This window comes from Piscirickettsia litoralis (assembly GCF_001720395.1).
GTDB lineage: Bacteria > Pseudomonadota > Gammaproteobacteria > Piscirickettsiales > Piscirickettsiaceae > Piscirickettsia > Piscirickettsia litoralis.
Window position 1 is genome coordinate 1 of sequence record NZ_MDTU01000014.1, and the last position, 2,862, is coordinate 2,862.

Annotated in this window: 2 protein-coding genes and 1 pseudogene; 1 reads left to right on the forward strand and 2 read right to left on the reverse strand. The window is 33.9% G+C overall.

What is annotated here, in order from left to right:
* Nucleotides 1-194 (forward strand): IS3 family transposase (locus BGC07_RS19070; RefSeq protein ID WP_139121859.1); only part of this gene is annotated, 194 nt, incomplete at its 5' end.
* Between the two features lie 93 nt (nt 195-287).
* Here the strand turns inward: BGC07_RS19070 and BGC07_RS19075 are convergent.
* Nucleotides 288-2,141 (reverse strand): hypothetical protein, encoded by a 1,854-nt coding sequence (locus tag BGC07_RS19075; protein WP_069314636.1) that lies wholly within the window; start codon nt 2,139-2,141, stop codon nt 288-290.
* A gap of 440 nt (nt 2,142-2,581) precedes the next feature.
* A pseudogene (locus tag BGC07_RS19080) lies at nt 2,582-2,862 on the reverse strand (DDE-type integrase/transposase/recombinase); the annotation flags it as partial.

The window sequence follows — 2,862 nt, forward strand, 5'->3', positions numbered from 1 at the left end:
TTGTCGAGCGTTTTTTTGGCAGCCTAAAGCACGAATGGCTGTTGAATGTGACTCACTTAACCCGTGATACTATGAAGGAGGATGTTGAGGCCTATATTCGATATTACAATCATGATCGGCTGCATACAGCCAATGGCAACCTATCGCCTATTAATTTTGAAAAGTCTCAATTAAAAGTGTCCAATATGACTTGACCGGAACAATCGAACTCACGTTAATGTAAGGTAATGTCCATTTTATTTGGTACTATGAAATTAATGTGACGGTGCCGTTTTTGTTTGTAAATCTCAAAATGTGACAGAACCGGTCTGTAACTTATTGTAATATTCTCCAATTTGATTTGCTAACCACCCACCATCATAGCCTACTGTATCAACAAGTGGGGCGTTAGCAACACCTGTTTCATATGCTTGGCCGAATAAAACAGCAAAAACATGGCTATCTACTAGATTAGCGCCTTCTCCTTTTGCATTATGAGAAATGTGTTGCTGATTCCAAGTATAATTATAATTATCAGCATTAGGAGATTCTTGCAAATAGGTTTCCAACGTTTCACCATTTTCTTTTAAATTATCATAGATATTCGTAGAAAGAGAGATTTTTTTAATATAGGGCTCTATATTGCTCATATTACTTTTAATTATCTGTGCTCCAAAGTAACTTCCAAATATATAATTGGTAAAATCAGACCCATAATTATCTCTATAATCAACTTCACTTTTATCATTAAGTTGAATATGCCCGCCTGGCTCTTGCCATAGCATCACTGGTATATCTTTACCGCCGCTAGTTAAACCAAGATACGTGCTAACTGCCTTAACAAATTTTAAGTACCGGCTCCAATCTGCGGCATTATAAGTATATCCGACATTATGGGGTTGAATTGCAGTAGGCTGAATTGCAGTATTAAAATCATCAATAGAATAACGATCAAATACAATGAAGTCAGGCCTATAGTTTCCCTTGTATACCCCTAGTTCTTGAAGCTGCTTTCCAACAACTGCACCAGCTTTTAGAGGGGAGACATCAGGGTCATGTAGCCAATTGGCATCACCTTGATAGGACCATATCCCCTCTTCCCAACCAAATGAAACATCAGGAGCATAAGTTTTAATGGCCCAATTGATTGCTTGAATATAACCATTTACATTGTCTTTAAAATTTGGAGTATTTAAAACTGAATTTGATGAGCTAATCGTATTAAGTTGTGTGTTATTCTGATTGTCAATTATATAATTCCAAGCAGTGCTAGCGTCAAATGCATCATAGAAACAGTTTTCAGAAAGGTCATTAAATAGTGTTGAAATATTTATATTTGTATATGAAGATGGACAAGAAATAACCATTTTACCAGCATTACTATTATAATACTTTTTAATGGCTCCAGGATTGATATTTGGGATGCTCGACAAATTTGATGTATCAAAATTTTCTTTTTTCGTGATTTGTTGAATTGCTGCATTTAATGAACTAGTTAGCACATTATTATTTTTTGATAGTTCATTGTTGATTTCCTGTAGAAAAGTCTCAGTTGAATCTGATGATGTCGTATCGATTTTATAAAGATTAGGAAGAAAATCAGGGCTTAAGATAATACTACCTCCTGGGTAACCTTTATTTTCTTTATAACTATTTTCATATTGTTTAGCCATTAAAATTAGCTTAACAAACATATTTTTTAATCCATTCTCACTAAAAGTATCACTTATTTGAGACTGATAATAGCTTGAGTAGCTTAAATTCGTAGTATAAAAAACTGTAACAGGAACAACTTTTCCATCATTTGGATAATGATCGTAATCATTTAATTGATCAGTTTCTTGAATCAAATTATACGTAACATAGGGATATGATAGTAAACCAAAACCATCAGTTTGCGTCATATCTTGATTTTCATACATGAAAACTGAATTTACTGGGTGAAGTTCTAGTGAAATAATTGCATTTTCACTGTTAGTAGTAGTACTTGATCCATCAGTTATTGTGCCAAACGACACATAATCGGGCCAATTCTTGACTATATCTGAAGATCCTAGTTTGCCAATAGTTGATGCATTTGCCACACTAGAGTAACTAACAATCGATACCAAAGCGACAACACAAGCAAGTGTTTTACTTCTATATATTCTCTTAATTAACATTAAATTAACCTTCTTAAAATTATTTTATTACTTTCAATTGAATCACAGTTATTCATTATGTAGATATATAGATTTTAGGCTTTGTTTTTAAGTTCAAAAAGCAACGCCTTTATTGGCACCGTCACATTAATTTCATAGTACCAAATAAAATGGACATTACCTTACATTAGGCACAAAGAATCTGTGCAATTGCATCGTTCCAACAGTGAAAATCCTGAAATGATGGGACTGTTGCAAAAAAATTAGGTTGAGGTATGTTGGTTACTTGATTTGAAAATATAAATTACAGTGGCCAAACGTAAACGAATTAATAAAAATCAATCCTTTAAATGGAAGCATTATTCCGGCGATATTATTCTTTGGTTAGTTCGTTGGGCACTGTTGCGAAAAAATTATAATAAGCGTCAGAAAGTCTATTTGTTTGTATTGTCTTTGTAAAATTAAGCTGCCAATCCAAATAATTTATTAATTAGCTGATTTTGAGCAAAGATATCCTGTTTTTTAATATAACGCAATTGATACGCATTGGCTCCATCACATCAACTGTTGGCCGTGCTGTTGAGAGCGATTGATACCATTGGCGGAAGCGGGATTTACGCTTTACCGCTTTATGATCATTTTCAATGCGGTTGTTTAAGTATTTCATCCGCCTGAGTTTACATCGTTTAGAAAAGACACCTTTCTCTTTGACTTTTTGATGAGCCGGTGGAAATGAAGTGTG

What these genes read in the sequence shown, in the direction of transcription:
- BGC07_RS19075 (WP_069314636.1), bottom strand. Translation starts at nt 2,141, where the DNA reads ATGTTAATTAAGAGAATATATAGAAGTAAAACACTTGCTTGTGTTGTC.